This window comes from uncultured Algibacter sp. (assembly GCF_947490405.1).
Taxonomy (GTDB): domain Bacteria; phylum Bacteroidota; class Bacteroidia; order Flavobacteriales; family Flavobacteriaceae; genus Algibacter_B.
In genome coordinates this window covers 727,760-753,475 of sequence record NZ_CANLGU010000002.1, presented here as the reverse complement: position 1 = coordinate 753,475, position 25,716 = coordinate 727,760, and the positions used below count along the sequence as shown (strand labels likewise).

Annotated in this window: 26 protein-coding genes; 14 read left to right on the top strand and 12 right to left on the bottom strand. The window is 31.6% G+C overall.

What is annotated here, in order from left to right:
• Positions 1 to 174: 174 nt before the first annotated feature.
• On the top strand, positions 175 to 2,133 hold the full coding sequence (gene dnaG / locus Q0772_RS07220; protein WP_298342131.1) for a DNA primase: 1,959 nt from the start codon (positions 175 to 177) through the stop codon (positions 2,131 to 2,133).
• Positions 2,134 to 2,136: 3 nt separating this feature from the next.
• Here dnaG and Q0772_RS07215 read toward each other — a convergent pair whose 3' ends face one another.
• Together Q0772_RS07215 and nadE are read right to left on the bottom strand one after the other, a co-directional pair.
• A complete protein-coding gene (locus Q0772_RS07215) occupies positions 2,137 to 2,766 on the bottom strand; it encodes a response regulator transcription factor (RefSeq protein ID WP_298342128.1) in 630 nt (209 codons plus the stop codon).
• A 96-nt stretch (positions 2,767 to 2,862) separates the two neighbouring features.
• Positions 2,863 to 3,651 carry an NAD(+) synthase gene (nadE, locus tag Q0772_RS07210; protein ID WP_298342125.1) on the bottom strand — a complete coding sequence of 263 codons (789 nt, stop codon included), beginning with the start codon at positions 3,649 to 3,651 and terminating at the stop codon, positions 2,863 to 2,865.
• A gap of 74 nt (positions 3,652 to 3,725) precedes the next feature.
• Between nadE and gldB the strand changes: the two genes are divergently transcribed.
• Both gldB and gldC read left to right on the top strand, forming a co-directional pair.
• A complete protein-coding gene (gldB, locus tag Q0772_RS07205; protein ID WP_298342123.1) occupies positions 3,726 to 4,706 on the top strand; it encodes a gliding motility lipoprotein GldB in 981 nt (326 codons plus the stop codon).
• Positions 4,706 to 5,044 (top strand): gliding motility protein GldC, encoded by a 339-nt coding sequence (gldC, locus tag Q0772_RS07200; RefSeq protein WP_298342121.1) that lies wholly within the window; start codon positions 4,706 to 4,708, stop codon positions 5,042 to 5,044. The genes gldB and gldC overlap by 1 nt, the downstream gene beginning before the upstream one ends.
• 4 nt (positions 5,045 to 5,048) lie before the next feature.
• Here the strand turns inward: gldC and Q0772_RS07195 are convergent, their stop codons facing one another.
• Genes Q0772_RS07195 through Q0772_RS07160 form a run of 8 tightly spaced genes read right to left on the bottom strand, consistent with a single transcriptional unit; the run spans position 5,049 to position 12,416 of the window.
• Positions 5,049 to 5,630: an outer membrane beta-barrel protein gene (locus Q0772_RS07195; RefSeq protein ID WP_298342119.1), complete on the bottom strand. Its 582-nt coding sequence runs from the start codon at positions 5,628 to 5,630 to the stop codon at positions 5,049 to 5,051.
• A 4-nt stretch (positions 5,631 to 5,634) separates the two neighbouring features.
• The gene (locus tag Q0772_RS07190; RefSeq protein ID WP_298342118.1) at positions 5,635 to 6,111 is read right to left on the bottom strand and encodes a hypothetical protein; all 477 of its coding nucleotides are present in this window, start codon (positions 6,109 to 6,111) and stop codon (positions 5,635 to 5,637) included.
• 59 nt (positions 6,112 to 6,170) lie between these two features.
• A complete protein-coding gene (gene def / locus Q0772_RS07185; RefSeq protein ID WP_298342115.1) occupies positions 6,171 to 6,812 on the bottom strand; it encodes a peptide deformylase in 642 nt (213 codons plus the stop codon).
• 30 nt (positions 6,813 to 6,842) lie between these two features.
• On the bottom strand, positions 6,843 to 8,120 hold the full coding sequence (gene rodA / locus Q0772_RS07180) for a rod shape-determining protein RodA (protein ID WP_298342111.1): 1,278 nt from the start codon (positions 8,118 to 8,120) through the stop codon (positions 6,843 to 6,845).
• Positions 8,120 to 10,057, bottom strand: coding sequence for a penicillin-binding protein 2 (mrdA, locus tag Q0772_RS07175; protein ID WP_298342108.1), 1,938 nt, complete (start codon positions 10,055 to 10,057; stop codon positions 8,120 to 8,122). Before mrdA ends, rodA begins: the two co-directional genes overlap by 1 nt.
• Positions 10,054 to 10,560, bottom strand: a complete 507-nt coding sequence (locus Q0772_RS07170; protein WP_298342105.1) for a rod shape-determining protein MreD — start codon at positions 10,558 to 10,560, stop codon at positions 10,054 to 10,056. Before Q0772_RS07170 ends, mrdA begins: the two co-directional genes overlap by 4 nt.
• On the bottom strand, positions 10,561 to 11,376 hold the full coding sequence (gene mreC, locus Q0772_RS07165) for a rod shape-determining protein MreC (protein ID WP_298342102.1): 816 nt from the start codon (positions 11,374 to 11,376) through the stop codon (positions 10,561 to 10,563).
• Between the two features lie 11 nt (positions 11,377 to 11,387).
• Entirely contained in the window at positions 11,388 to 12,416 is a 1,029-nt protein-coding gene (locus Q0772_RS07160; RefSeq protein WP_109352373.1) for a rod shape-determining protein, read from the bottom strand.
• A gap of 264 nt (positions 12,417 to 12,680) precedes the next feature.
• On the opposite strand from Q0772_RS07160, the gene Q0772_RS07155 reads away from it, so the two are divergent.
• From Q0772_RS07155 to Q0772_RS07135, 5 genes are all read left to right on the top strand, one after another.
• Entirely contained in the window at positions 12,681 to 14,510 is a 1,830-nt protein-coding gene (locus Q0772_RS07155; RefSeq protein WP_298342096.1) for a T9SS type A sorting domain-containing protein, read from the top strand.
• Between the two features lie 258 nt (positions 14,511 to 14,768).
• Positions 14,769 to 15,215, top strand: a complete 447-nt coding sequence (locus Q0772_RS07150; protein WP_298342094.1) for a hypothetical protein — start codon at positions 14,769 to 14,771, stop codon at positions 15,213 to 15,215.
• A gap of 78 nt (positions 15,216 to 15,293) precedes the next feature.
• On the top strand, positions 15,294 to 17,042 hold the full coding sequence (locus tag Q0772_RS07145) for an ATP-binding protein (protein WP_298342091.1): 1,749 nt from the start codon (positions 15,294 to 15,296) through the stop codon (positions 17,040 to 17,042).
• A gap of 1 nt (position 17,043) precedes the next feature.
• Positions 17,044 to 17,790, top strand: a complete 747-nt coding sequence (locus Q0772_RS07140; protein WP_298342088.1) for a response regulator transcription factor — start codon at positions 17,044 to 17,046, stop codon at positions 17,788 to 17,790.
• 397 nt (positions 17,791 to 18,187) lie between these two features.
• Complete coding sequence (locus Q0772_RS07135) at positions 18,188 to 18,352, top strand: hypothetical protein (protein WP_298342085.1); 165 nt, start codon at positions 18,188 to 18,190, stop codon at positions 18,350 to 18,352.
• 192 nt (positions 18,353 to 18,544) lie between these two features.
• Here Q0772_RS07135 and purH read toward each other — a convergent pair whose 3' ends face one another.
• Together purH and Q0772_RS07125 are read right to left on the bottom strand one after the other, a co-directional pair.
• Positions 18,545 to 20,077, bottom strand: a complete 1,533-nt coding sequence (gene purH, locus Q0772_RS07130) for a bifunctional phosphoribosylaminoimidazolecarboxamide formyltransferase/IMP cyclohydrolase (protein ID WP_298342082.1) — start codon at positions 20,075 to 20,077, stop codon at positions 18,545 to 18,547.
• A 183-nt stretch (positions 20,078 to 20,260) separates the two neighbouring features.
• Positions 20,261 to 20,719 carry a GAF domain-containing protein gene (locus tag Q0772_RS07125; protein WP_298342079.1) on the bottom strand — a complete coding sequence of 153 codons (459 nt, stop codon included), beginning with the start codon at positions 20,717 to 20,719 and terminating at the stop codon, positions 20,261 to 20,263.
• A gap of 77 nt (positions 20,720 to 20,796) precedes the next feature.
• Here Q0772_RS07125 and xrtF point away from each other — a divergent pair, with 77 nt between their 5' ends.
• The 6 genes from xrtF to Q0772_RS07095 all read left to right on the top strand — a co-directional run bounded on the left by xrtF (position 20,797) and on the right by Q0772_RS07095 (position 25,687).
• Positions 20,797 to 21,348, top strand: coding sequence for an exosortase family protein XrtF (xrtF, locus tag Q0772_RS07120; protein ID WP_298342076.1), 552 nt, complete (start codon positions 20,797 to 20,799; stop codon positions 21,346 to 21,348).
• Positions 21,341 to 21,769: an exosortase F system-associated protein gene (locus Q0772_RS07115; protein ID WP_298342073.1), complete on the top strand. Its 429-nt coding sequence runs from the start codon at positions 21,341 to 21,343 to the stop codon at positions 21,767 to 21,769. The genes xrtF and Q0772_RS07115 overlap by 8 nt, the downstream gene beginning before the upstream one ends.
• Before the next feature lie 57 nt (positions 21,770 to 21,826).
• Entirely contained in the window at positions 21,827 to 22,228 is a 402-nt protein-coding gene (locus Q0772_RS07110) for a hypothetical protein (RefSeq protein WP_298342070.1), read from the top strand.
• 85 nt (positions 22,229 to 22,313) lie between these two features.
• Entirely contained in the window at positions 22,314 to 23,036 is a 723-nt protein-coding gene (locus tag Q0772_RS07105) for a MauE/DoxX family redox-associated membrane protein (RefSeq protein ID WP_298342067.1), read from the top strand.
• Positions 23,037 to 25,274 (top strand): TonB-dependent receptor, encoded by a 2,238-nt coding sequence (locus Q0772_RS07100; RefSeq protein WP_298342064.1) that lies wholly within the window; start codon positions 23,037 to 23,039, stop codon positions 25,272 to 25,274. It abuts the gene before it with no gap.
• Positions 25,275 to 25,321: 47 nt separating this feature from the next.
• Positions 25,322 to 25,687: a heavy-metal-associated domain-containing protein gene (locus Q0772_RS07095; protein ID WP_298342061.1), complete on the top strand. Its 366-nt coding sequence runs from the start codon at positions 25,322 to 25,324 to the stop codon at positions 25,685 to 25,687.
• Positions 25,688 to 25,716 lie beyond the last annotated feature (29 nt).

Sequence of the window (25,716 nt, the reverse complement as noted above, 5' to 3'; positions counted from 1 at the left end):
AATTAAGCTATTCTCTTCCCTCTAACTGATGACTTTCACTAAAAATTGTTTTTGTAAATTACACCTAACAGAATATGTCAACTAAATTAATTTAAATCTTTAACAAAGACAAAAAGCTATATTTTAGTGTGTTATTTTGTCTTATTTTTACATTCTACAAAACATAGTTCAAAATTGATATCACAATCATCCATAGATCAAGTTTTTGATACCGCACGAGTGGAAGAAGTAATTGGTGATTTTGTACAACTTAAAAAAGCAGGAAGCAACTTTAAAGGCTTAAGCCCTTTTAGTGACGAGCGCTCCCCAAGTTTTATGGTATCGCCAGTTAAGCAAATCTGGAAAGATTTCTCTACTGGAAAAGGTGGTACGGCAGTCTCTTTTTTAATGGAACATGAGCATTTTACGTATCCAGAAGCTATTAAGTATTTAGCTAAAAAATACAATATTGAAATTGAGGAAACTGAACAATCTAACGAGCAAAAAGAAAAAGCAAACGAACGTGAAAGTTTATATTTAGTTAGTGAATTTGCCAATACTTACTTTCAGAGAATACTACATAAAACAGACCAAGGTAAATCCATTGGACTCAGTTACTTTAAAGAACGTGGATTTACAGATGAAACCATTAAAACCTTCGATTTAGGGTATTCTCTAAACGAATGGCAAGCCTTTACAGATGACGCTTTAAAACAAGGATACCATATTGACTATTTAGAAAAAACAGGGCTTACTATTGTTAAAGAAGACAAACGCTTTGACAGATTTAAAGGACGTGTTATGTTCCCTATAAAAAGCATGAGCGGTCGTGTTTTGGGGTTTGGAGGGCGCATATTAATTACTGATAAAAAAGCAGCAAAATATGTTAACTCTCCTGAAAGTGACATTTACCACAAAAGCAAAGTACTCTATGGCATTTATCATGCAAAACAAAGCATTGCCAAAGAAGACAACTGCTATTTGGTTGAAGGTTATACTGATGTCATTCAGTTTCATCAAACAGGAATAAAAAACGTGGTTTCCTCCTCTGGAACAGCCTTAACTTCTGAACAGATTAGACTTATTAATAGACTCACAAAAAACATTACAGTGCTTTTTGATGGTGATGCTGCTGGAATGCGTGCTTCATTGCGAGGTATTGATTTGATATTAGAACAAGGTATGAATGTTAAGGTGTGTACTTTTCCAGAAGGAGAAGACCCTGACAGTTTTGCAAAACAGAATACCCTAGAAGAACTTTCTACTTATTTAAATGAAAATGCTAAAGATTTTATACAATTTAAAGCCTCAGTTTTATTTGAAGAGTCTAAAAACGATCCTATAAAAAAAGCTGAAACAGTTAGGGATATTGTTAATAGTATTTCTAAAATCCCAGATCGTATAAAAAAAGAAATTTATATACAGGAATGTGCAAGAATCATGGACATAAGTGAGGAAGTTCTGTTCAGCACACTAGCACAAATCAATAAAAAAGAACACCAAGAAGAGAATAAAAAGTTTAAAACCGAAAAGAAAGCTTTTGAGGTAATAAAGCATGAACAACCTGTAAAAAAAGTGGATGTTCAATTTGTTTTAGAACGAAAAATAATTGAAATCTTATTACTGTATGGAAATAAAACTGAAGATTTTGAAGATTTAGTTTTAAAAGAAAACGACGATGGGGATTTAGTATTAGAACCTGTTATTCATCAAGCTAAAGTTTTTGAAAAAGTATTTTTAGACCTACAAGATGATGAGATGGAATTTACAAACTCACATTTCAAAACACTTTACTTTACTATTATAGACAGGCTAAATCAAGACGAAGCATTTGAGCTAAAAACTTTTGTGAATTCTGTAGATCAAGATATGGCCAACGAAATCACTACCATTTTGATGGAAGATGATCGTTACACTTTAGATGACTGGAATAGGATGAACATTTTTCCCAAAGAAAAAGAACACACCATAGCTCAATTGGTAAGTGAAACTATTTTAAGCTTGCGCTGCTTTTTAATTGACCAAAAGGTAAAAGAATTTCAGCAAGAAACATTAAAAAACAAAATAGACTCGAATAGAAATATACTTGAAGAAGTAAAAGACTATTCGGGTCTAAAAATGTTATTATCTCGAAAGCTAAATAGAGTATTGTAAACTCTAAACTTGTTGGCTAAGTTTAGCCTGATTAACTAAATCAACTAAATTAGTAACTTTAAGCTTACGCATTAATCTTGCTTTGTAAGTACTAACTGTTTTTTCGTTAATGTTTAACTCTTTTGAAATTTCCTTGTTTTTTCTACCAATGGTAAGAAGCTTAAGTACTTCGGCTTCTCTGGTAGAAAGCTTTTTGTAAAACGTACCACCTTTATTAACTCTAGTACCAAAAGCTAGTTGCTGTGTTAAATCATTACTTAAATGAATACCGCCATCATTCACTTTTAAAATGGCTTCATTAATAGTAATAACGTTAACAGATTTGTTTAAATAGCCTTGAGCACCAGCTTTAATGGCGTTAATGGCATAAACTTCTTCTGGTTGAGCACTAAAAATAATAGTTTTAATGTCTGGGTAATCATTTTTTAAATGGCGCAATACTGTTAGTCCATTTAACTTAGGAAAATCTGCTTCTGTTAAAATAATGTCTACAGGATTTTTCTTTACAAAATCTAAGATGGCCTCGCCATCGTCTACGCTACCAACAATTTTGATGTTGGAAGATGCAGAAAAAAGAACTTCGAGCCCTTTTCTCGTAATTGGGTGGTTGTCTGCTATTAATAATTTTATCATAATGAAAAGCTTTTTTTAATAACTAGTTGAGAGCTAGTTAGGTTGAGAGATTAAGCTTGCCGTAAATGTAAGACTTTTTTAAATAATCTGCAATAGTTACAGTAAATTACTAGGAATATCGCAAATTGGAATAGGAATCATCTTATGTTTGTTATTATTGTTATAACGTTTATATATTTTAAATACCTCTTGTTCTCTCCCAGAAAAGTCATTGACTTTCTTACCTTCATCATCCATTTTCATTGCCCATTCTAATTCTGGATAAGATGCTCCAATTTGATCTTCATCACTTCTTGCATCACCAAATAAACCATCACTTGGAGCTGCTTTCATAATAGATTCTGGCACTTTAACAAATTCTCCTATGTTATAAACTTCAGATTTCATTAAATCAGCTATCGGACTTAAATCTACACCTCCATCTCCATACTTAGTGTAAAAACCAACACCAAAATCTTCTACTTTATTTCCTGTACCAGCAACTAGTAAACCATAAAGTCCTGCATAATAGTATAGGGTAGTCATTCTTAATCTTGCACGCGTATTAGCTAAAGCCATATCAATTACGGCTTGCTCTCCATCCAGAAACACTTCAGTCTTAAATTCTTCAAAAACTGGCGTTAAGTCTGCTCGCGTATCATCAACATTTTCAAAACGTGCTTTAAGTTGTGCAATGTGCTCGTGCGCTCTACTAACATGACTTTTTGCTTGATGTATTGGCATTTCAACACATAATACATTTAATCCTGTTTTAGCACATAACGTAGAGGTTACAGCCGAATCAATACCTCCTGAGACCCCTACCACAAAACCATTTACACCTGCATTAGTAGCATAATCTTTAAGCCATTTCACAATATGATTTACAACTTTTTCTGTTTGCATTTTAAATGAATTTAATTCTAAGAATAGTACCTTTGTTAACAAAAATAACCTATACCCTCAATTTATAAAAATTTATGTCGTTTAAGTTTTATATGAAGCCTTTATTATTGCTTTTTTTCATTACACTTGTTGCTTTTTCATGTAAAAAAGATGTCGCACTAGTACAGAATATAGCAAAAATTAATACAGATATACAAATTGAACGGTTTGATATGCTATTCGCTAATGTGACTTCTGGTAAACTTTCTGATTTAAAAACAGCCTATCCTTTTATGTTTTCAGAAAAATATCCAGATTCGTTTTGGTTAGCAAAAAAAGCAGATACATTACAGGTTCAATTATTTAACGAAGTTGAAAATACTTTTTCGAATTTTGAAGATACTGAAAACGAAATAGAATCCTTATTCAATCATTTAAAATATTATTTCCCAGAATTTAATCCACCAAGAATTATTACAACAACAAATGATGTGGATTTTAGAAACCGCGTAATAGTTACAGACACTATCGTGGTTATAGCCTTAGACTCTTATTTAGGTAGTAACCATGAGTTTTATGGAGGTATTGCTAATTTTTTAAAAGCGAATCTAAATAAAGAGCAGGTTGTTGTAGATTTAGCAAATGAGTATGCTAAGAAGCACACCTATCATCCTAACCGAAAGACATTACTTGATGAAATGATTTATTTTGGAAAGCTTTTATATTTTAAAGACATTATAATTCCTTTTAAAACTGAGGTATCACGCATTGGCTATAATAAAGATGAATTAGAATGGGTAAAAGCAAACGAAAGCTATATTTGGCGTTATTTTGTAAGTCGAGAATTACTTTTTAGTACCGATTCAAAATTACCCAGTAGATTTATTAATCCAGCACCATTTTCAAAATTTTATCTAGAAGAAATCGACACAAAATCTCCAGGACGTATTGGACAATACATAGGCTGGCAAATTGTAAGAGCTTACATGAATCAAAATGATATTTCTTTAAAAGACATGCTTATAAAAAGTACCGAAGATATTTTTAATAATTCAAAATTTAAACCACGCAAGTAATGGCAAATAGCATAAAATCTAAAATAGAAATTAATGTTGAATTAGATGAAAATCGCGTACCAGAAAAATTACACTGGACCGCACAGGATGGCGGCATAACTGACGAAGAAGCTAAAGCTATGATGCTTGCCGTATGGGATGCCAAAACACAAGAAACGCTTCGTATCGATTTATGGACAAAGGATATGCCTGTTGACGAAATGAAAGTTTTCTTTCATCAAACTTTAGTTGCTATGAGTGATACATTTTATAGAGCTACCCAAGATGATAAAATGAGTGCTACTATGAAAGATTTTTGTGATTATTTTGCTGAAAAATTAGAACTCAATAAAAAGTAGATATTTACAAACGCCAACCGAGTCCTATTTTTATAATATTAATCTTTGTATTATATTTTATATCAGGTATACCAGCATCAGGTTTAGTTTTTATAAAATCATATTGAATCTGAGCATATAACTTTTCAGAAACATCAAGAACTAGACTTAAATTTATATTTATTCCGCCTTCATTCTCGCTAGCGTTAATTTGAGAATTGAATCCATCAAAATCCCTTATGTTAAAATTCATCAGCGCATAACCTAAACCTATTGAAGGATGTAATTTTTGCAACTTATTTATCTTGAATTGGGTAAAAATCCTTGGTTGAATAGCTATCATACTTGTCTCGTTAGGTTGCAACCTATCACTTTTCGGTCTTTTAAAAAGTCCTCCATTCACAGAGATTCCTAAATTAACAACCTTGTTTGTTGAAAAATGGTATTTAAATCCTAAATCAATTACTCCTTTAAAGTTTATACCTACAAAATTATCATCAATTGGCGTTGGATAATTAATATCCAAATTAAATTTAGAATCTTGAGAAAAACTATGTGAAATACAAACTAGAATTAAAAAAAATGCTGTAATCCGCTTAAACATCATATCCTTAGAAATTCATCGAAAACCCAACACCATTTGTGTTTGCGATAACATTAAACTCTGGATTAAAATTACTATATGATGTTCCATTTAAAGCAGCATTATACAATTCAACCGCCTGATTAATTTTTTTATTTGATTTTGAAGAAACAGGAATACTAACTACAACCAAACCCGCACCAATACCAGCCAATGTCCAATTTGCGTCACCACCCCCTATCGATGTTCCAATTGGCCAACCTATTAAAGCGCCTCCTGCAAAACCTAAAACACCAGCAAAACTTCTATTAGTCCTTCCTTTTTTTATTAATTCCAAAGCTTCAGTGTTGTTTTCCATAATAGTCACTAAGTCTCCAATTGAGATTAGTTCCTCATTTTGTGTGTATTTAAAACCACCAAAAACTTTTTCTACATCAATTTTTTGAGCATTAATAAAACTAAAAGATGAAATAATGAAGGCTAAGCTTAAGATTGTACTTCGCATGTTTTTAAAATTTGGGTTCTGTATTTGTTATAGTCTTACACAAATATATAAAACTCTAACTAGTTCATATTATTACGTAATTCCTTCTCCAAATGATCGAGATAGAGAATACCATTAAGATGGTCTATTTCATGCTGAAAAATTACCGCAGTAAACCGTTCTATCTGCTCAGTTTTATGTTCTCCTTCTAGTGTATCGTATTCAATAAATATCTCTTTAGAGCGACTATTCAAAGTATCCGCTCTGTCTGGAATGGATAAACAACCTTCTTTTACTGTCTGTTTACCCTCAGAATACTTTATAATCTTTGGATTTAAATAAACTTCAAAAGGAAAACCCTCTTTATCAAAACGTTGTACCCAAATAATATTTCTTAAAACTCCTACTTGAGGTGCTGCTATACCAACCCCCATAGAAACACTGTCTCGAACAGTAGCATATAATCGCTTTACAAAGCTTTGTAATATGGGATCTTTGGGGTTAGGCTTAACATAAACACTCTTTGTTCTGAGCACCAAAGAATCTTCTTTATTTGTAATTTTGTAAACACGCATGGGTTTAATACTGTCTGCCCTCATAATTAGAGCGATTTCTTTTTCAGAAAAGCACTTTTTACTCAGGTTTTTTGAGCTAGAACAACTAATAAAACATGAGTATAAAACCAAAAAAACAATTACTTTTCTAATTTGTATGTTTTTCATTTAAATGAGATAATCAAAAAAAACTGTTGCTTACCATTCGTTTATTCTATTGGAATCCAACTTTATAAAAATAAAAATTAAAATGGTAAATGCCCAAAGTCCAGAGCCACCATAACTAAACATAGGCAGGGGAATACCAATAGTTGGGATTAAGCCCATAACCATACCGATATTAATAAAGAAATGAATAAAAATTATTGAGGCTACACCATAACCATACACTCTGCTAAACTGTGACTTTTGTAATTCTGCAAGATGTAATATTCGCAATAAGAGTAGTACAAAAACAACCACCACAAATGCACTTCCTAGAAAGCCCCATTCTTCTCCAACAGTACTAAAGATATAATCTGTGTGTTGTTCTGGAACAAACTTTCCAGTAGTTCTGGTACCCTCCATAAACCCTTTTCCTGTAAACCCACCAGAGCTAATAGCCTTTTCAGATTCATTTAAATTATAAGCAAACGTACGTTTCATTTGCTCAAGTTTTTTTGGATCTTTTTCCAATCGTAACCAAAGACTTATCCTGTCTTGTTGGTGAGGTTTTAAAATACTCTGATAAAAGAATTTAACGCCAAACGAAATACCTAAGGCAATAATAGATATAAATATAGATTGAAAAATTCTTAGTTTTTTCTTAGAATAGAAATGAAAAATGACTAAAAACAAGAAAGCTATTACACTGGCTAAAATAGCACCAAACTTTAGTGACAAAACAGATAATAAAATAATAGCAACTCCAATGGTTAAATAATATTTTGGCAAACCTTCCCGATATAAAACAAAAAAGAAAGCCCCGTAAACAATAGTACTTCCTGTATCATTCTGAAGCAATACTAAAAGCGCTGGAATCATAATAATTACAAACGTTCGTATCTGATCTTTAAACGTATTGATATTCGTATTTAAATCGCTCACATATTTAGCCACAGCTAGTGCTGTAGCAGTTTTTGCAAACTCACTAGGTTGAATGGTAAAACTTCCAATAGCATACCATGAGGTGGCTCCATTAACATTTTTCCCAAAGATAAAGAGCCCCACAAGAGACAACATAGAAATAATGTATATGATACTTGAAAAACGCTCATAAAACTTAGCATCAATAGCCAGCAATAGTATGATTAAAATAAACGTTAAGATGATAAAAACAAGCTGTTTTCCGAACGGTTGCGAAAAATCAAAATAACTAAAATCAGTTCCGGTATGAGAAGCCGACATAATATTTAACCAACCAAAGCCAACCAATAAAAAGAAAAGGATAATAGTGATCCAATCAAATTTAAAATGTCTATTGCTCTCCCTAACCATCAATTTTTCGAGTTATTAATTCGATTTAGCTCTTTTTTTAATCGGTAGTATTCTTGCGCCTCTACAATTTGGAGTGTAGTATATCCATTAATTTTGAATGGCTCTCCAGAATACGGTTTAGCATACTCATCTTCTAGCGTATGTTTTAAAAGCCACTCTTCTAAATCTTTTCTTGTAATGTATCCTTTTATGTGCCTCTCAATCATTAAACTTGCTACTTTACCTGCAAACCTGCTTCCCCAATAACCATTTTCAACAAATACAGCTATGGCAATTTTAGGGTTGTCTTTAGGAGCAAATGCTACAAAAATTGAATGATCGGTTAGTTGCGTTTTTAAACTATCAATAATGGCAAAGTTTTCAACAGTTCCTGTTTTTCCACATATCTCAATATCTTTCACTTGTAAACTTGAAGCTGTTCCCTTTTTATAAACTTGATGCATCCCTTCAATTACTGGCTCAAAATGCTCTTTATCAATAGTTGTATATTTTGGTTTTGTATAATTTTCATGCAAACCTTCACCCTTAATATTTTTGATAATATGCGGCGTAAAATAATATCCTCTATTCGCTATAGCCGCAACCATATTGGCCAATTGTATTGGAGTAGTAGCGACTTCACCTTGACCAATGGCATTCGATATGGTATATGTAGAATAAAAAGTTTTTGGATAAATACGCTTGTAATAGGCTCTATCTGGAATCCTTCCTTTTTGTCCCACCTTTAAATCGTAACCTAAAAAATTACCTAATCCAAAACTTTTGGCATGCTTACTCCAAGTATCAATACCTTCAGAAGCACTACCGCTTTTGTCTAAAATTTTTCTGTAAGTAGTAGCAAAATAAGCGTTGCATGAACGTTGAATACCGCCAGTCATATTATTCTTTGTACCCCTATTACAATGGCATTTCATAAATCTGTTACCGTATTTATAACCAGCATAACAAGTGACGGTTTCTTCAGGAGTTAAAACATTTTCTTGAAGCGCTATTAAAGCATTCATTAATTTAAATGGCGAACCAGGTTCGTAAACACCTTGTAAACTTCTATTAAAAAGAGGATTAGCCAACGAGTCTTTTTTTAATTGTCTAAACCCTTCCGAACGATTTCTACCAACTAATATATTAGGGTCATAAGTTGGTGCAGCAACCATAGCCAGTATTTCTCCCGAGGCAGGTTCAATGGCTATAACACCACCACGTTTATTTTGCATTAATAATTCACCATACGCTTGAAGTTGGGCATCAATAGTTATAGTAATGTCCTTTCCTTGTTCAGGAATGGTATCAAATTTACCGCCTTTGTATGGACCAATATTTCTATTAAATCTATCTTTTTGAATAAACTTGATACCTTTAACACCTCTAAGTGTTTTTTCATAAGATGCTTCAACACCTTGTCTACCTATTAAATCACCCATTTTGTAGTAGGGTTCTTTTTTTATGTCTCTATTGTTTACCTCTCCAATATCTCCCAAAACATTTGCTCCAATAGTAGTTTCATAACTTCTAAGGGAACGTTTTTGAATGTAAAACCCATCAAATTTTCGCATCTTTTCTTGTAAAACCGCATAATCTTCTTTGGATAAATGTGATACAAATACAGATGGTAATCTTGGGGAGTAGCGTCTAGCTTTATTGAATTTCTTAATGAATTGTGCTTTATCAATTTTTAATAACGAACAAAATTCCAACGTATCTAAAGGTTCTACTTCTCTGGGAATAACCATAACATCATATGATGGTTGGTTAGCTACCAACAATTTCCCATTTCTATCATAAACAAAACCTCGTTTAGGATAATCGTATACTTTTCTAATGGCGTTATCTTCAAACAAACTATAATTATTTGCATCATAAATTTGCAAATAAAAAAGCCTTGAAAGAAACAAGATACCTACAGCAATTATAGATATGAAAAGTAAAAATTGTCTCATTTAGATGTTCTACTAAAAATTATAGTTATGACTACACTCAATAAAATAGTGAATATACTTGAGAATAACGTTTTTTGGAAGATTAAAAGTATTTTGGAAATACTAAAAATCTCTAAAGAAAATAAAACAATATGATGCAATATTGTAAGTAGTGTAAAATAGGTAAGCTTAGACCCAAAATCTACGGTATTAAATTTTATGGTTTGATGCTCATAAATCATCCCAAAAGATGTTTTTAATACTAACGGCCGTACATAAGCTACAAACACTGATGCACCAGCATGAATACCACCTGTATCTAAAAACATATCTATGGTAATTCCAAGAAGAAAAGCTAGTAAAATAAGAATCGCTCGATTATTTTTCACTGGAAATAAAGCGATAAAAAGTATGTATACATACGGATTTATATAACCTAAAAAATTGATGTGGTTTAATATTAAAATCTGCACAAACACTAAGGCAACAAATCGGATGGTATGTATCGAAAAAACACTATTCATTTAGTTATTGCTTAACAAAGTTGTTATTTCTTCTTTATTAGTGTTTTCAATAATATAAACATGTTCAACACTTGTCATATCATTAAACAGTTTCACATTAATTTCATAATAATTTTCAGCTTGATCTAATTGAAAATCTTCAACAATACCAATAGGCACACCTTTAGGGAAAATTGAAGAACGCCCAGAGGTAATAATGGTATCACCTTTTGCAACAGGTGCAATTTTGGGTATATCTATAAGTTGATTGAATTCGGGCGTCTCCCCATTCCAAGTTAAAGTTCCAAAATGGTTTGTCTTTTTTAACTGTGCACTAATTCTACTTGTTGTATTTAAAATTGAAATTACTGTAGCATAATTGCTACTTGTCTTATCAATAATACCTATTATTCCCTTTGAAGATATAACGCCTAAATCCTGTTCTACACTATCATTCTTCCCTTTATTCAATGTTAGAATATTATTATTCAACGAATAACTGTTTTTTATGATATTGGAAGTATAAAAACGATACGATTCATCAAACATTAAGCTATCAATAAAAACAGAATCTAATGCTACTCCATTGTTTTGTAATAAACTCCGTAACCTTTTATTTTCTTCTGAAAGTAATTGGTTTTGAGATTTTAAATCAAAATAACTACTAATGTTATTTAGGGAATTATAAACTCCACCAGTTAAAAAATTAGCTGAATTTATAAACTTACTACGATGATAAGAATGTGATTGAATAGTAAATAAAAGCGAAAATCCAAACAGCAACAAGAACAACAAAAAGTTTTTGTTCCTTATTATAAAATTAATAATCTGTTGCATGAGCTATTTGCCTATTTTATCAATACACTTTTGTATTTAGGTAAATTTTTAAGTGTAATACCAGTGCCTCTAACTACGGCACGTAAAGGATCTTCAGCTATATATACAGGTAAGTCTGTTTTTTGAGACAAACGTTTATCTAAACCACGCAACATAGATCCACCTCCTGCTAAATAAATACCCGTGTTATAAATATCCGCTGCTAATTCTGGAGGTGTTTGTCCTAGTGTTTCCATTACAGCATCTTCAATTCTCAAAATCGATTTATCTAATGCTTTAGCTATTTCACGGTATGAGATAGATACTTGCTTTGGCTTACCTGTCAATAAATCACGTCCTTGAACACTCATATCTTCTGGTGGTAACTCCAAATCTTCAGTAGCTGCGCCTATTTGTATTTTTATTTTTTCAGCTGTACGTTCCCCGACATAAAGGTTGTGTTGGGTACGCATGTAATATACAATATCGTTAGTAAACACATCACCTGCAATTTTTACAGATTTATCACAAACTATACCACCTAAAGCTATTACTGCAATTTCTGTAGTACCACCACCTATATCAACCACCATATTTCCTTTGGGTTGCATAATATCTACACCAATACCAATAGCCGCAGCCATAGGTTCGTGTATTAAATACACTTCTTTTCCATTAACACGTTCTGCACTCTCTTTAACCGCACGCATCTCCACTTCAGTAATTCCTGAAGGAATACATATTACCATTCGAAGCGCAGGCGTAAAAAACTTCTTTTTTAAAGCTGGTATGTTTTTAATAAACATACTTATCATTTGTTCCGAAGCATCAAAATCTGCAATAACACCATCTTTGAGAGGTCGGATGGTTTTAATATTTTCATGAGTTTTTCCTTGCATTAGACTAGCTTCCTGACCAACAGCAATTATTTTACCAGAAATTCTGTCTCGAGCTACTATAGAAGGCGCATCCACAACAACTTTATCGTTATGAATAATGAGTGTATTTGCAGTACCTAAATCTATTGCAATTTCTTCTGTTAAGAAATCAAAAAATCCCATGTTTTATTAAAATTTTAAGTGGTTTAAAATCGAATCCCGTAAATGTAATAAAAGATAAATAAATATTTGAATTTAATAGTATTCAAAATCTTCTAAAATTAAAATACTCAAACTATTCTATCTTTTTATCGAGACAATATAGCTAACAGTAGTAATGAAAATATTGAATTTTAACATTTGTTTTAGTCAAATGTTAGATAGCTAACATTTATAATTATTAAATCACTTTAATTTTATCAAAAATTCAATAAAAAAACAAAAGCAATGAAAACAGAATTACTTTTAAAGAAAATTAAACATTGGAGTGTTTATACACTCTTGTTTTTAGCAAATGTAGCACTTTTACAAGCCCAAGAAGATGTAAGGTTAACAAAAGTGGATACCGTAGAAGACGAAATTACAATATCAAATTTCGGGACAATGGAAGCAAACATAACCAACTATCAGCTTTGTTTGGGCCCAGGAACGTATGTAAGAGTTGGAGCCACAACTGGTGGCAACGTAATTATACCTCCCAGCTCCGATGTTATAATATCATATAACGTTAATGAAGCTAGCGGTGGACTAAGCTTGTTTAGTAACACTAATTTTGGCTCTAGTAATCCTGCTGATTTAATTGCATACGTACAATGGGGTGCTGCAAATCAGTTACGTGTTGGTCAAGCAGTTACTGCAGGTCGTTGGGATAATGCTTCTAATTTCGTGTCTGGCACACCTCCGTATTCTACAACCGAGGGAGGTTCTGCAGCGGTATGGTTTGAAGCATGTGATGCTAACGGAGGTCAAATCCAAATAGCTGCCACTACTGACACCACCGCCGAAATTTGTGTTGGTGAAGGTATAGATGATTTAATAGATGTGGAGTTTGTAGACCCTAATGTACGATCTGGTGATAGCTTCTCATGGGTCATTACTGACCAAGCTACTGGTGACATTTTAGGTAAACCTGCAAGTGTTCCTGCTGGCGGATTCAGTTTAGAAGGTGCTCCAACAGGTATTTGCGATATTTGGTATTTACGTTACAACGGTGATATTGGTTTTGATACTGCTACTAATGTATCTCAACTATCTGGTTGTTTCGATTTATCTAACCCAATCTCTGTAACTAGAAACGCTGTAAATGGTGGCGAAATTCAAATAGCTGGTACTACTGACACCACTGCCGAAATTTGTGTTGGTGAAGGTATAGATGATTTAATAGATGTGGAGTTTGTAGACCCTAATGTACGATCTGGTGATAGCTTCTCATGGGTCATTACTGACCAAGCTACTGGTGACATTTTAGGTAAACCTGCAAGTGTTCCTGCTGGCGGATTCAGTTTAGAAGGTGCTCCAACAGGTATTTGCGATATTTGGTATTTACGTTACAACGGTGATATTGGTTTTGATACTGCTACTAACGTATCTCAACTATCTGGTTGTTTCGATTTATCTAACCCAATCTCTGTAACTAGAAACGCTGTAAATGGTGGCGAAATTCAAATAGCTGGTACTACTGACACCACTGCCGAAATTTGTGTTGGTGAAGGTGCAGACGATTTAATTGATGTGGAATTTACTGCAAGTTCAACTACAAGTGGCACAAATGGAATTTATGTTATTACTGATCAAGCAACTGGTCAAATATTAGGAACTCCAGCTGCTGGTCCTTTCAATTTAGAAGGCGCACCTGCAGGAATCTGTGATATTTGGTATTTGAGATATGAAGATGGTTTAACAGGACTTACAATGGGACAAAATGTTGCAGGCTTAGCTGGATGTTTTGATTTATCTAATCCAATCTCAATTACAAGACTAACAGGTACAGATTGTAGTGCTTTAAGTGTTGACGATTTTGAAGCAGATTTTAATTTTTCAGTGTATCCAAATCCTGTTCAAGATGAATTATCAATTAAATATGCAGGTTCTCAAAATTTAAACTTAGAAGTTCAAGTTATAAATATGTTAGGAAAACAATTAATAAATGATGTTGACTTCTCAAATAAAGCTAATACAGTTTTAGATATGAGAGGATTAAATTCTGGAACATACTTCTTAAATATTAGGGATAAAAATTCAGGAAGTTCAATTGTAAAAAGAGTAGTTAAAAACTAATTAACTATTGCATCTTATAATTTTCAAAAAGAGCACTTTTAAAAGTGCTCTTTTAATTTTAATGAATATGAAAATCGAATTATACAATTTAAATTTTTACATCAAACTATAAAAAATTGCTCAAATAAATATATCATTTAATCCGATTAATTTGCTTTTAATCGATTAATTTCATATTATTGAACATCTATTTACCTCTAAAAAAGGTATTTAGACTTATTATTTTACCCAAATTTATTAACCTTAAATCTCTTAATTATGAGTACAACTACCTTAAGTGTAACCATTCCACCAGGACAACCTATTAACCGAAATTTAATAAAAATAACTAATTTAAATTCTCAAATTGAATTTGATTACAATTCTACAAGCTTAAAACCATTAACACCACTTGTACAAGTGAGTTTTAGCCCAGAAGGGAATCTACAAGTTAGCGCTGTAGTGTTTGTTGCTTCTTCTGAAACGCCAAACTTATCCGCTGTAAACCAAGAATCCGTTATTTCAGATTCTGGAGAAACTCAATTAGACTTTTTTATTATTTATGATGCACCAGAGCAGAGTCATCAAACTTTTAATGCTTATCGTGTTGATTTTATAGTTGAAAATCCACCTGCAGATTTAGTTCAAATTGAAACCTTTTTATGGGATAGTGATCCAAAAACTTCAAGAGGAGTAGTAACTACTGTTAATGGTGGGGGGGATTAATTTTTATTTACATCCTAATAAAAATAAAATAACCATTGGCTATAACTGATGGTTATTTTTTTGGATATATTTGTTTTCATGTATCCATCTTTGTTTAAAGGTATTGTAAATGTTTCATTCTTGGTGGTAATGTTTTCTGGTTATTTTCTTTCTTCTCAAGAAGAACATAAAACGGATTCGTTTGATTTAGAAGTCAAGAAAAAAATAGAGCAATACAAATCATACTCCTATTTCTACAAGGCTGGTATGTTTTTTATTGAGAACAATTGGGACTCTACTTTGGTATATTCAATGCGTCATCTTAATACCACCAAGCAAAATATTGAATTAGCTAATTACTCCCATTATTTTAGAGGCTACAGCTTGAATGAAAAAAAGTTATACCAAGAAGCTCAAAAGGAATTCGATCTAGTATCCTCAGAATTCAAGTTCAATTTTATCGTTAAAAAACGTTTAGCTGAAATAGCTTTAGAAAAAGATGAATTCGAAAAAGCGATTTCTTATTTGATACCGTTAACAAAATTACCAGAAGAGCATTATAAATATTTTAAAAAAACTGAAGTTTTTCAAAATTTAGGCATTTGCTACATTCATCTTAATGAATTTGATAAAGCGGAATCTTATTTATCCGAAAGCACTAAATTAAGCAAAGAACGAAAAGACACTCTTAAAATTATTAGTGCTTATGGCAATATTGCTGCTTTATACTACAATCAATACAAAGATGATTTAGCAATTCCTTATTTTAAAGAAGCATATGAACTTTCAAAAAACATAGACAATTTCGAAACAAAAAGGATCGCAACGCTTAATATGGCTGTTGTAGAAGAAAATCGTAAAGACTTAAGAAAAGCACTAGAATACAGAAAAGAATATGAAAAGTGGAAAGACTCTCTGAACGACCAAAATAAAATTTACGAAGTAGCACAAATAGAAAAAGCATTTGCAGTAAAACAAAAACAACAAGAAGTTAATCTGCTTGAAGCAGAGAACAAATCAAAAATTAGAGAACGTAATGGCTTATTATATTCTGCATTAACACTTCTTATTTTGCTTGGAGTTGCTTTGTATTATTATAAAGAAAAAAGTAAAGCTAATAAAATCATAGTGGCTCAAAAAGAAGATTTAGATGCCCTAAACGCTACTAAAGACAAACTTTTTTCTATTGTAAGTCATGATTTGCGTTCTTCTGTAAACGCATTAAAAACTAGTAATAATAAATTATTAGATAATCTAGAAGCAAAAAATCTAGATGCTCTAGATGAGCAGTTACAGAATAATAGCGCTATTGTAAATGGTGCCTATAATTTATTAGATAATTTATTGCACTGGGCTTTATTGCAAACCAACCAATCCTATTTTGAGATTGCTCCCATTCGTTTGTTTTCTATAGTAGAGCAAACAGCTTATAATTACAAACCTTTGATGCTGGAAAACAATATAGATTTTAAAAATGATGTTTTAAAAAGTGATTCAATTTTTGCTGACCAAGAATCTCTAAAAATCATTTTAAGAAATTTGCTAGACAATGCCATAAAGTTTTCTAAGCCTAACGGCACCATAAAAGTTTATACACAATCTACAAATGAAAAATATTGCGATTTAATCATTGAAGATTCTGGTATTGGAATGCAAGAAAGCACACGATTGGCACTTATAGAAGACACCATTTCACTCGCTAAGAAAGAAAACAAAAATAGTATTGGAACAGGATTAGGTTTGCAGTTATGCAAATCCATGATTAAAAAAAATAAAGGCAAACTTGATATTGAAAGTGAATTAGGAAAGGGTACAAAAATGATTGTATCTTTACCTTTAAAAGCATAAAATGGAAAACGTAAATGTACTTGTAGTTGAAGATACACCAGAGGAAAGTAATGCTTTAATAAAAGTACTAGAAGCAAATAATTATAATATTATAGGTGTTGCAACTACTTTTAAATCTGCACTAGACATTTTTTACAACAAAGCAATTGACATTGTTGTTTTAGATATTTTTTTAAACGGAAATCCAGATGGTATTGCCTTTGCTGAAACAATAAGTGTTACTCCAAACGCCTCAAAACCTTTTGTGTTTTTAACCAGTTCTACAGATCGTAAAATTTTTGAGCGCGCTAAACTCACACAACCTTTTAGCTATTTAATGAAGCCTTTTAATGAGCTCGAAATTCTTTACGCTTTAGAAATGGCTGTTGAAAAATTTTATGCGCAACCCGATGTCTTTTTAGGTGATGATGAAGATACCATTATAAGTTCAGAATACTTATTTATAAAAAAAGGCAAGTCTTTAAAAAAAGTATTGCTTACAGACATTATCTATATTGAAGTTGAAGAGAAATACTGTAATATCATTACTGAAAAAGAAAAATTCGTTATCCTTATATCTCTAACAAAAATATCCAAATTACTAGACGATTCAATGTTTAGTAGAACACACAGAAACTTTATTGTAAATACTGAAAAAATAACAGAAATTATTCCTTCAGATAACTTAATACTGTTATCAGGAAATCATAAGGCTACATTAAGTGATACTTACAAAGACATCTTAAAAAATGTACGTACACTTAAATAATTTCTATTAATTTACTTACTCAACAAGTTCGAAGTAGCTCATTTGTAATTCATCAAAAGTTTAATAAGAAAGATATTTATCACCTTGAGCGCAGTCGAAAGGTCATGAAAATTATTTGTTTTAAAAAGGTTTCGACTGCGCTCAATCTAACAATACATTTAACTATATTGAAATCAGAGATTTTAAATATTTGTTATATCAAACTCAAAATTAATTCATTTAAAATCATAGTTTCATTTATTATTCAAAATGATAAAATCATTATTGAAAGAAAAGCTTATGTATGCTTTTTCGTCTTTCATACCTAAAAATTCCTGTTTCGTGCCTATTTCTTAAAAAAGCCATGTATTTAGGTATAGTTTTATATTAAAATAAAGAACGCTTCAACATAAAAAGTATGCATTCTGAAGAAAAAGACACAAATAAAACTAATTCAAAAAATGATTCAAAAATGAATTTAGAAAGTACTCGAAAAAAAGTATCAGATTATTTCATATTCATACTAGTTATAGCAGTAGTCATTCAATTAGGATTACTTGTATACCGTTTGGCTCAATTATAATTTCTATATATAAAATTGAATTACACAATTAAGGGATTTGTAATTTAATTTTTTGGATTGTCTGCTAAATTACCAAACATAGAATTCAGTTGAGATGAGGGAAGATTGTTAGTTTTGGGATTAATGAACCTTTCCAAAAAAAAGAGCACTATTTATTAGTGCTCTTTTATTTTTATAATATGTAAGTATCGTTTAGTGCTTAAAATGACGCGTACCAGTCATTACCATCGCAACATCATTATCATTACAATAATCAATACTTAATTGATCTTTTATAGAACCTCCTGGTTGAATCACTGCGGCTATACCAGCATTGTTAGCAATCTCTACACAGTCAGGAAACGGAAAAAATGCATCACTCGCCATAACTGCACCATTTAAATCAAATTTAAAGGTTCCTGCTTTGTGAATAGCTTGTTCTAAAGCATCAACACGACTGGTTTGTCCTGTACCACTAGCACATAATTGCTTGTTTTTTGCTAGAACAATCGTATTGGATTTTGTATGCTTGCAAATTTTAGAAGCAAAAATTAAATCATCAATTTGAGCTTGCGTAGGTGCTATGTTAGTTACATTCTTTAAATCTTCAGCTTTATCAGTAATATCATTTCTATCTTGAACCAAAACACCATTTAAACAACTTCTTACATTTGTTTTTGGCATATCTATATCATGAATTACTAATAAAATTCTATTCTTTTTGCCTTTTAAAACCTCCAAAGCTTCATCTGAAAAAGAAGGTGCTATAACCACTTCGCAGAATAATTTATGAATCTCTTCAGCTGTAGCTAAATCAATTTCTGTATTACTAATTAAAACTCCACCAAAAGCCGAAACTGGATCGCCTGCTAAAGCATCGATATAGGCTTGATGTAGTGTGTCGCGTTGTGCTAAACCACAGGCGTTATTATGTTTTAAAACTGCAAATGTTGGTGCATCATTCTTAAATTCTAACATTAAGTTTACTGCAGCATCAACATCTAATAGATTGTTATAACTTAATTCTTTACCGTGAAGCTTAGTAAACAACTCATCAAAATTCCCAAAGAAAAACCCTTTTTGGTGTGGATTTTCACCGTAGCGTAATGTTTTCCCATTAGTTTCACTAAGCTTTAAAACTGTTTCATCATTATTCTGATTAAAATAGTTAAAAATTGCTGTATCATAGTGCGACGATACGTTAAAAGCTTTTCCAGCAAAACGTTTTCTATTTTCTTCAGAAATAGTACCGTTATTTTCTGAAATCAATTCTAAAAACTCAGCATAATCATCAACAGAAGACACACAGATAACATCTGCATAATTTTTAGCAGCTGCTCTAATTAAAGAAATACCACCAATATCAATTTTTTCAATAATATCTTGATTGCTTGCTCCAGAAGCTACTGTTTTTTCAAATGGATATAAATCAACAATCACAACATCAATTTGCGGAATATCGAACTCTAGTAATTCAGCCACATCACCATCGTGATTTTGCCTGTTTAAAATACCTCCAAACACTTTAGGATGTAAAGTTTTTACACGTCCGCCTAAAATTGAAGGGTATGATGTTACATCCTCTACAGGAACAACATTAACACCTAAATCGTTGATGAACTTTTCTGTACCACCAGTTGAGTATATGGTAACACCTTGTTTGTCTAATTCTTTTACAATAGGTTCTAAACCTTCTTTACTAAATACAGAAATTAACGCTGATTTGATGGTTTTTTCGTTGCTCATTGTTGTTGTGTTATGAAATTTTCAAGTTTAGTTCTTTGAAAATTCAAGATTAGTTTTAAGTTAAAAATTGATACTTTTTTTAGTAAAACGCAAAAGTAGTTATTTACTTTAGAATTTCAACTTGGAAACCATCCAAAAGACACTGTTTTTTTAACGAAAACTAGAAGTTATTAACATGAAATATTATAAAAGTAGTTTTGCCACCTTAGCGCAAACAAACTCCAAAAATCGTTCATCAGCTTCCGTAAAAGGGTTAGCAGTGTTCGAGTCAATATCTATTTGTCCTATATTTTCGTCATTTACAAAAATAGGCACAACAATTTCTGCCTTAACGGTAATACTACAAGCTATGTAATTATCTTGTGCAGCTACATCTGGAACTACAAAGTTTTCGTTACTTATGGCAACTTGCCCACAAATCCCTTTCCCAAAAGGTATAACAGTGTGGTCTGTTGGCTCACCAACATAAGGCCCTAAATGCAGCTCTTTTTTATCACTATTTGCAAAATAAAACCCTACCCAATTGTAATAATCAATATGAGACTCCAGTAATTCACAAATATCAAAAAGACGCTCATCAACTGTTTTATTTGAGTTAGAAACAATATTCTCTATTTGTGGTTTTAACTGTTCAAAAATCATAACGTCGAAAAGTTTTGGTAAAAGTATTTAAAAAGGTGTAAATTCGATATTCAGATTAAATAAAATTATTTCTATAATTGAAATCCCTATTCATAAAATACAAGTCGGTAATAAAATTTATCCTTACGTTTTTGGCAGTTTACGTTTTATTGTCTGTAGTTTATAAATTATATTTACAATATTCTGACGGTTCTAAGTTTTACCCAGATTGCGTTACGCATTTAGTAGCATTACAAAGCGAAGACTTACTCAATGTTTTTGGCTATAACACAAAAGTTTTACCGCACCCATATGAACCTTCAATGAAACTAATTTTAAATGGCAAATTTATTGGAAGAATCATTGAAGGCTGTAACTCAATAAGTGTTATTATTTTATTTCTATCGTTTATAGTTGCTTTTTCAGGCAAACTAAAAACAACTTTCTTTTACATTATTTCAGGAAGCGTTTTAATCTACGTGGTGAATCTTATACGAATTGTTGTTTTAGCCGTAGGATTGCATTTATACCCTAAGTATGGAGAAGTATTACATACCGTTATTTTCCCAGGAATAATCTACGGCATGGTATTCTTATTATGGATTTTTTGGGTGAATCGGTTTTCTAAATTAAAGAAAAACAATGCATAAAAGCGTAATATACATATTGCTTTCAGGTTTAGTATTTCTTCTGATTCTAATTCGGTTTTATGAAGACTTACTCTTTTATGATCCTTATTTAACCTTTTTTGAAAACGATTATTTATACATTGATAGTCCAAGGCGAGAAGTTGCAAAATTAGTTGGTTTCACTACCCTGCGTTATGTTATGAATACAATCATTTCATTGGCCATTTTATTTCTTGTTTTTAAAGATAAAAGTATTATCAAATTCTCAGTATTAATTTATGGAATTGCGTTTTTTGTACTGATGCTATTCTACTTATATTTTGTAATCAATCCAAGACAAGAAGATTATTATTTGTTTTTTAATATTCGTCGGTTCCTTATTCAGCCTATATTTTTAATACTACTATTACCTGCGTTTTACTACCACAAACTCAAAAACTAGGTGTTAATCATTTTGTAAAATTGAGAAGTTAATTTCAAATTTTCTTATTTTTACAACGTGTTAAAACAACTACTACATAAAGGGTTTTCAATAAGTCTTGCGCTAATTGTATTGTTTTCAACGGTATCTTTTACTATTGAAAAACACTATTGTGGTGATGTTTTAGTTGACGTTTCTGTTTTTTATGAAGCAGAAAAATGCGGAATGGAAGCGATAGAACTAGCTCAAAAAAAGTCTTGTTGTAAAGATGAAATTGATATTGTTGAAGGACAAGATGAATTAAAAATATCTTCTTTTGAAGACTTAGAATTTGAAAAGCAACAGTTCTTATCTGCATTTATTTATTCTTACATAAATGGTTTTGAAAGTTTACCAAAACAGACCATTCCTCATAAAGATTACTCTCCCCCTAATTTGGTCGCCGATATTCAGGTTTTAGACCAAGTTTTCATCATTTGATTTTTTATTTTTTTATCATTCTGAACCAGCTTCAGAAACTATTTCCGTTTAAGGAATTCATTCAAAAAATAATAAATAAAATATCATGAAACATACATATACAATTACAGGAATGACCTGTAATGGCTGTAAAGCTTCAGTGGAAAAGACACTAAACACAATTCCAGAAGTAACAATTGCATCAGTGAATTTAGAGAAATCTGAAGTTATTATTGAAATGTCAAGTCATATTTCAACTGAAAAATTACAAAACGCACTTTCTGACAAATACAGTATATCAGAAAAAAATATTTTTAATACATCTTCAGGTATTAAAGCTGAAGATAAAAGTGATTTACAGCAACTATTTCCACTTTTTTTAATATTTAGTTACATCATTATAGCTTCAATTTTACTCAATAATAATCCATGGGATGGCGCAAGTTTTATGCTCGATTTTATGGGACTTTTTTATATTGTTTTTAGCTTTTTTAAGCTGCTGGACTTGAAAGGTTTTCCAGAATCATTCAAAATATACGACCCTTTAGCCAAAGTATTTCCTACTTATGGTTGGGTCTATCCTTTTATCGAAGTAGCTCTTGGAATGCTATTTTTAATGCGAATTGAAATTCCAATCGCATTAATTACAACACTAATTATCTTAGGAATTACAACAATTGGTGTCACAAAAACTTTATTGAATAAAAAAACTATTCAATGTGTTTGCCTTGGTACTGCCTTAAAACTCCCCATGACCAAAGCCACATTTATTGAAAATAGTATTATGATTGTTATGGCTATTATAATGCTTATTAAAACCTATAATTAAATGAAACAGAGAATATACATACTGTTGCTGTTTCCAATTATAGCTTTTTCTCAAAATTCTATTTCAGGAATAGTTTTTGAAGCCAATGAACAAAACCAAAATATTGGTTTAGTAGGAGCAAACGTTTATTGGTTAAATACCGAAGTGGGTACAGTAACTGATATTGATGGTAATTTTACACTATCATATAAGGCTGAATATAAAAAATTAGTAATTAGCTACGTTGGTTTTAAAACAGATACATTAACAATAAACACTCCTAAAAAAATAAAACATTGGTTACAATCAACAGATAATTTAGATGCTGTAACTGTAAAATCAAGAAAGCAAACAACAGTTAAATCGTATTTTAAAGCCACTAATGTAATTAACGTAACTAGTGAAGAGTTACTAAAAGCGGCTTGTTGTAACCTCTCAGAAAGTTTTGAAACTAACCCATCCATTGATGTTAATTTTGCAGATGCCATTACAGGAACACGCCAAATAAAAATGTTGGGATTAACAAGTCCTTATATTTTAATTGCTACTGAAAATATTCCGTCAATACGAGGTGCATCACAAGCCTATGGGTTAAGTTTTATTCCTGGAACTTGGGTAGAAAGTATTCAGATTACAAAAGGCGCAGGCAGTGTAGTAAATGGTTTTGAAAGTATTGCAGGACAAATAAATACAGAGCTTGTAAAACCTTCAACGGATGACAAATTATTCGTTAACCTTTACGGCGCATCAAGTGAACGATTGGAGTTAAACACTCATATTAATACCAAAGTAAATAATAAATGGCATACAGGTCTATACATTCATGGGAACATGCATAATAAAAAACATGATGTAAATGATGATGGCTTTTTAGATATGCCGCTATTTAATCAAATAAACGTGATGAATCGTTGGCAGTATACTGATACCGAGAAAGGTTTTGTGAGTTTTATTAATTTCAAATTCTTAAATGATGAAAAACAAACAGGCGAGTTAGGTTTTAATTCAGACACTGATAAGTTAACTACCAATAATTGGGGAAGTGAAATTGACACTCAGCGGTATGAGATTTCAACTAAGTTTGGATATGTTAACCCAGAAATACCATGGCAAAGTATAGGTGTGCAAACAGCATTTAGTAGCCATAAACAAGACTCTTATTTTGGTTTGAATGTGTATGACATCAAACACAATAGTTTATATGCAAATGCCATTTACAACTCGATTATAAGTGATTCTCGTCACAAAATAAAAACAGGCTTAAGCTATACTTATGACCATTATGATGAATTAGTGAATACAACCAATTTTGAAAGAACCGAAAATTCTGTAGGCGCTTTTTTTGAGTATAGTTTTAATAACTTAGAATTGTTTAATCTTACGGCGGGTGTTCGATTAGATCATCATAATCTATTAGGAACATTTATAACACCTAGAGTGCACGCAAGATATTCACCTTGGAGTAAATCTGCTTTTAGGGCATCTTTTGGGCGAGGAAAACGAAGTGCAAATATTTTTACTGAAAATCAACAATTATTCTCAACATCACGACAAATTAACATTCTGAATTCTGGCGGAAACATTTATGGATTAGATCCAGAAATTGCATGGAATTATGGTTTTTCATATTTGCAAGGATTTAATCTATTTGGAAGAAAGGCGGATATCACTTTTGATTATTATAAAACTGATTTCACCAATAAAGTAGTTGTAGATTGGGAAAATTCACAAGAAATTAATTTTTATAACCTTGATGGAAAAAGTTTTGCGAACAGCTTTCAAGTTGAATTAAATTATAATCCTTTTGAAGGTTTTGATTTAAGAACAGCTTATAAATTTTACGATGTGAAAACCGATTATAATTCAGGAAGATTTGAAAGACCCTTAACACCTAAACACCGATTGTTTGCAAATCTTGGTTATGAAACGCAAGTAAAAGAAAGTGGAGCACGTTGGAAGTTTGACACCACCTTTAATTGGTTAAGCAGCCAACGTTACGCATCAACAACAAACAACCCCTCTGAATATCAATTATCAGAACGCACACCAACTGTGGCGACATTAAACACTCAAATCACAAAAGTATTTTCTTCTAAATTTGAAGTATATTTAGGAGGTGAAAACATCACCAATCTAAGGCAGTCTAATCCAATTTTAGGGGCTAATGATCCCTTTGGTGCGAATTTTGATTCCACATTTGTATATGGACCCATTTTTGGAAATCTGTATTATGCTGGATTACGATATAGAATTAAATAAAAAACTAGATCCCTGCCTTCGCAGGAATGACAAAAACAACAAAACATATGAAAAACTTAATAATTATCATACTATTACTACTAGGAACAACAACATTTGCACAAAACAAAAATGCTAAAGCCTCTATGGACGTAGATGGAGTTTGCGGGATGTGTAAAGCGCGTATAGAAAAAGCATGTTTAAACACTAAAGGTGTAAAATTTGCCACCTGGAGTGTTGAAACTCACGAACTAAAATTAATTTTTGACGAGCGAAAAACAAATACTGAAATTATAAAAAAGCAAATTTTAGGTGCCGGACATGATGTGAAAGATGAAAAAGCTACAGATGAAGCTTATGCTCAAGTTCATGCGTGTTGCAAATACCGAGACGAAGCTGTAAAAGATGATCATGAACCCAAGGAAGATAAATAGTATTAAAAAACTAAAAATCATCTTTAACT